At 63.9% G+C, this 4,648-nt stretch carries 7 protein-coding genes and 2 pseudogenes; 8 read left to right on the top strand and 1 reads right to left on the bottom strand.

Annotation, left to right across the window (positions count from 1 at the left end):
- A pseudogene (locus JYJ84_RS28920) lies at positions 1-440 on the top strand (hypothetical protein); the annotation flags it as partial.
- Here JYJ84_RS28920 and JYJ84_RS28915 read toward each other — a convergent pair.
- Positions 406-663, bottom strand: a complete 258-nt coding sequence (locus JYJ84_RS28915; RefSeq protein WP_175223093.1) for a hypothetical protein — start codon at positions 661-663, stop codon at positions 406-408. The pseudogene JYJ84_RS28920 and the gene JYJ84_RS28915 sit on opposite strands and share 35 nt — an antisense overlap.
- Before the next feature lie 231 nt (positions 664-894).
- Between JYJ84_RS28915 and JYJ84_RS28910 the strand changes: the two genes are divergently transcribed.
- The 7 genes and pseudogenes from JYJ84_RS28910 to JYJ84_RS28885 form a co-directional block, all read left to right on the top strand.
- Positions 895-1,617, top strand: coding sequence for a phage antirepressor KilAC domain-containing protein (locus tag JYJ84_RS28910; protein WP_175223094.1), 723 nt, complete (start codon positions 895-897; stop codon positions 1,615-1,617).
- Positions 1,614-2,393: a helix-turn-helix domain-containing protein gene (locus tag JYJ84_RS28905; protein ID WP_175223095.1), complete on the top strand. Its 780-nt coding sequence runs from the start codon at positions 1,614-1,616 to the stop codon at positions 2,391-2,393. Before JYJ84_RS28910 ends, JYJ84_RS28905 begins: the two co-directional genes overlap by 4 nt.
- Positions 2,365-3,165 carry an ATP-binding protein gene (locus JYJ84_RS28900; protein WP_175223096.1) on the top strand — a complete coding sequence of 267 codons (801 nt, stop codon included), beginning with the start codon at positions 2,365-2,367 and terminating at the stop codon, positions 3,163-3,165. Before JYJ84_RS28905 ends, JYJ84_RS28900 begins: the two co-directional genes overlap by 29 nt.
- Positions 3,166-3,243: 78 nt before the next feature.
- Positions 3,244-3,369, top strand: a complete 126-nt coding sequence (locus JYJ84_RS38295; RefSeq protein ID WP_265343095.1) for a hypothetical protein — start codon at positions 3,244-3,246, stop codon at positions 3,367-3,369.
- Between the two features lie 47 nt (positions 3,370-3,416).
- Entirely contained in the window at positions 3,417-3,767 is a 351-nt protein-coding gene (locus JYJ84_RS28895; protein WP_236027618.1) for a hypothetical protein, read from the top strand.
- Positions 3,764-4,051, top strand: coding sequence for a hypothetical protein (locus JYJ84_RS28890; protein ID WP_175223098.1), 288 nt, complete (start codon positions 3,764-3,766; stop codon positions 4,049-4,051). Before JYJ84_RS28895 ends, JYJ84_RS28890 begins: the two co-directional genes overlap by 4 nt.
- 40 nt (positions 4,052-4,091) lie before the next feature.
- A pseudogene (locus tag JYJ84_RS28885) lies at positions 4,092-4,648 on the top strand (hypothetical protein); the annotation flags it as partial.

Here is a 4,648-nt window from a genome sequence, read left to right as displayed (position 1 = left end):
CCGGCGTGCCACGGCACCGCGCGAAGAAGCCGCGTGCGCAGCCCGAGCACGACAGCCAGGTGGCCCTGTTCGAATGGGCCCGCATGCCGAGTGTCGTTCGCTCGCTGCCGGGCCTCGACCTGCTGGAGGGGTCGATGAACGGCGTGAAGCTGACGAAGGCTCAAGCGGGAAAGGCGAAGGCGGCGGGCATGCTGAAGGGCTCGCACGATGTGCGGCTGCCGGTCGCGCGCGGGCACTGGATCGGCCTGTCGATCGAACTGAAGGCTGCCAAGGGTAGGCCGACCGACGAGCAGCTCGCGATCGGCTCGCGGCTCGAGGAGGAGGGGTGGCGCGTTCATTTCGTGTGGGACTGGCTGGAGGCCGTCCGCATCATCACTGAGTACCTGAGCCTGCCGCGCCCTGGCCTTACCCCTTGCAGCTCACAATCAGGCTGCGCCTGACGAGCGGACCGAGCCCGGTCGCCGTCGAGTTGCCGTCCGTATTCACGATCCTGTACTTGCCGCCGCACGCCTTCGCCGCTGCGTTGTAGCAGGTCGTCCAATCGTCCGCCGATCCGTCGCACGAGATCGCGTATCCCTGCGTGCCGTCCGGCACCGACACCGGCTTGACCGATGCCGCGCATCCGGCTAGCGCCATCGAAAGCAGCACAACAATCTTCTTCATGCCTTCCCCGCTTTGTTATCGAGTGTGGCCGTAGCTTACAAGGTCGTCATCAGACCGTCTATCTGTCGAAAGGTGGAATATTATCGAGTAATGGTTTTGAAATCGAACCATGTGTGACATACTGCACGAGCCAAACCGATTCAGAGTAGCCGTAGGGCAGAACGCACCCGTGACTCGCGGGCGGTTTGGCGACCAGCGTTCTGCCCTACGGCTCGTTTTTTGGAGCCCCGTATGCACGAGATCACGATCGCGGATCGTCCGGTCGGCGACGAATCGCGCTCTGTCAACGCGCGTGACCTGCACGCGTTCTTGGGCGTCCGAAAGGACTTCTCCGACTGGATCAAAGCCCAGCTCTCCGACATCTTCTCCCGCGCCATCGACTACGAAGTTTTCCCCCAATCGGGGGAGAGCGGGCGGCCGCGCGTCGAGTATGCGCTGACGATCGCGTGCGCGAAGCACATCGCGATGATGTCGCGCACTGCGAAGGGCGTCGAGGCGCGGGATTACTTCATCGACTGCGAGCGGCGCGCGCGCACCGCGGCGCCGACGCTTCCGAACTTCGCCGATCCGATTGCGGCGGCGCGCGCGTGGGCCGATGCGAAAGAGGCCGAGCAGCGCGCCACGATCGAGCTTGCGCAGGCGCGGCCGGCCGTCGCGTTCGTCGAGCGCTATGCCAATGCGACGGGCACGAAGGGCTTCCGCGAGGTCTGCAAGCTGCTGCGCATCAACGAGAACGAGTTCCGCGAGTTCCTGGTCGAGCAGCGGGTCATGTACCGCCTGGGCGGCCGGATGGTGCCGTACCAGCCGCACATCGACGCTGGTCGGTTCGAAATCAAGGCGGGCGTGACGTCAGATGAGCACGCGCGCGCCTACAGTCAAACGAGATTTACACCCAAGGGCATCGCGTGGATCGCGGGGCTTTGGTACGCACGAGCAGCGCAGGAGGCAGCGTGACGCAGCAACGGAAGTTTCAGGGGGTGTGGATTCCGGCCAATCTTTGGTTGGATCGCACCATGTCGATCACCGAGAAGGTGATGCTCGCGGAGATCGACAGCCTCGAGGACAAGGTGCGCGGATGCTACGCGAGCAACGCGTACTTCGCCGAATTCTTCGGGTTGTCCATCTCGCGCGTGTCCGAAATCATCAGCTCGCTTGCGGCAAAAAAGCTGGTCGACGTGCAGTTGATCCGTGACGGAAAACGGATCGTCGAGAGGCAAATTCGAGTGCTTCCGAACCCCTTCGGAAAACCGAATACCCCTTCGGAAAAGACGGCGAACCCCTTCGGAAAAGGCGATGAACCCCCTTCGGAAAACACGAAGGGGAATAGTACATCTATGAATAATACAGGTGAGAAAGATAGTAAACGTCGGGGCGACTCGGGCGATCCTGAATTCGAGGAAGCGTGGGAGCTGTGCCCGAAGCGAGCCGGTGGGAACTCGAAAGCTGACGCGCTGAAGGCGTGGCGCGCGCGCCGGGCGGCCGGTGTCGAGGCGGCGCGAATGATCGACGGCGTGCGGCGGTATGCGACGTTCTGCCGGCTGACGAACCGGATCGGCACCGAGTACGTGAAGCAGGCTGCGACGTTCTTCGGGCCATCCCTGCACTTCGACGACGACTGGACGCCGCCGGACGACACTGGCCGCGCGCCGCGTAGTCCCGCGCCTGAGCCGGGCCATTCTCACCGTGATCAAGGAGCAGGCGATGGCCGGCCGACCGTCGAGTACATCTGACGCGATGCAGAGCGTCGGCGATTATCTCGCGCGCGTCAGCACGGGGCCGTTCCCAGAGGCGGTGCGGCAGGTGCGCGAATTTGCGCCGCAGTACGGGCGCTGCGAGGAGCATGGCGAGTGGCAGATGAACATGCTCGACGAGCAGGGTGTCGAGCGGTGGCTGCCGGACGGCTGCCCGAAGTGCAAGAGGCAGCAGAAGGCGCGCAGCCTGATCCGTCGCGCCGACATCGCGCCGCGCTTTCAGTCGTGCAGCTTCGACAACTACCGCACGGAAAGCGACAGCCAGGCGCACGCGCTGAACGTGTGCCGCGAGTACGCTGCGACGTTTCGCGATCAGCTTACGGCGGGCCGCTGCATGATCCTGCGCGGGAACCCCGGCACGGGCAAGAACCACCTGTCGACCGCGATCATGCTCCAGATCCTCAACGCGGGGTTTTCCGCACTGCGCGTCAAGGCAGCGTCGTACCTCGACGAGTATTGGGCGAAGGACTTTGGCGAGCGCGAGCGCTGGATCGTCGACATGGCGAACGTCGACCTGCTGGTAATCGACGAGATTGGCCGCGCGCCGAACACGCGCGCCGCGAACGACGCCTTCTTTCGCCTCATCGATGAGCGGTACGAGAAATTGCGGCCGACCATCATCGTCAGCAACCTCGATCGCGAGGAGCTGCGCGGCACGCTCGGCGCGGCGGCCTACGATCGCCTGACCGAGGGCGGCGGTCGGCTGCTGAACTTCGACTGGCAGAGCGCCCGCGCGCATCGACCGACGTAACGCAGCAACGAAAGCATGTTGACGTGCGTCGAATATGGTTCGATAATCAAACCACGGTTACAAAATAGGATCGCCGAGATGAACAAGTACAACAATCTTCTTCGAGTAGCGCGCGGCCCGCAGCCGATCGAGCGAGTGATGAGCGTCGCCTTTCTCGTGTGGCTTGGCGCGTTGATCGGCATCTCGGCATTCGGAAATCAATAACGCCCGCGCGGGCATTCATGCGCCGCGAGGCGCGCAAGGAGAGAGAAGTGAGCGAAACGAACAACATCGACCCGGAAACCCTGTCGCGCGACGAGTACAGCCTGCTTCTGTACGCGGAAACCGTCTGCGTCGAATACGGCGGCCTGCTGGAAGGCGCACGAATGAATGCGGCCGACATGGGCGCACTCGAACGCTTCAAGGCTGACGGCATCCTGAACTATGGCCGCGTGCCGGGCCGCTTGCTCGGCACGTTCACGCGCGGCGTGTCGCACTGGTGTGACCTGACTGACGCCGGCTGGGAGCTCGCGCACAAGCTGCGCCGCGCACGTGCCGCCAAGTCGAAAGACCGTGAGCCGCGCACGCGCGTCGACGAAGCGCTCGCCAAGGTCGCAGCGTGATCGCCGCGCTGATCGCGCGCCTCCGCGTGCTGCTGTTTCCGGCACCACGGTTGCGCTTCTTCTGGATCGGCGAGAAGTCGGAAATCTTCGTCGCCCATAGCCTGAAGGAAGCGCTCGATGCGTTCGCGCAGCCTGATGACCTGAAGGATCGCGCCTACGGCGAAGTGAACCGCTACCGCACCGTCTTCTATCACGACGAAGCGGGCGAGATGCGGGTTGGAACGCTTGAGGAGATCGCGCGCGGCTGCCGTGTGCCGAACCTCCTGATGTCGCAATACTGCTGACGCCGCACCACACCACACCGCACAAAAATTGGAGAGAAGAATGTCAGACACCCAGACCCCCGAGCCGCGCACCGATATTGCGCTGCTGCCACCGGTCGACCGCGCTGTTGTCGTCCTGAAGTCGACTGAGACGGAAAAGAACCTGCTCGCGCTCGTCGAGCGCACGAAGCCGATCGGCGCGCCGGTCGACAAGGCGGGCCGTGAGGAAGTTCACCGCGCGGCGATGGACCACAAGAATGCCCGCGTCGCGATCCAGACTGCCGGCAAGACTGCACGAGAGGATGCTACCGCTTTCAGTAAGGCTGTCATCGCCGAGCAGGATCGTCTCGTGGCGATCAATGCCAAAGAGGAGGCGCGGCTGTTCGGCCTGCGAGACACCTACGACGCGGCCGAAGCGACGCGAAAGGCAGAGGAGGAGCGCAAGGAACGCGAGCGCGTGGCTGCCATCCGCGAGAAGATCGACGCGATCAAGAGCCTGCCGGTCGTCTCCGCTGCCGACAACGCTGAGACGCTCGCCGCCACGCTGGGCGACCTGCGCGGCTTCGAGATCACGTTCGAGGACTTCGCTGAGTTCCAGGACGAGGCACGTGCCGCGCG

This window comes from Burkholderia sp. LMG 13014 (assembly GCF_905232215.1).
GTDB lineage: Bacteria > Pseudomonadota > Gammaproteobacteria > Burkholderiales > Burkholderiaceae > Burkholderia.
Note: the sequence above shows the minus strand (reverse complement) of the source record. Positions and strands in the feature narration are given on the sequence as shown.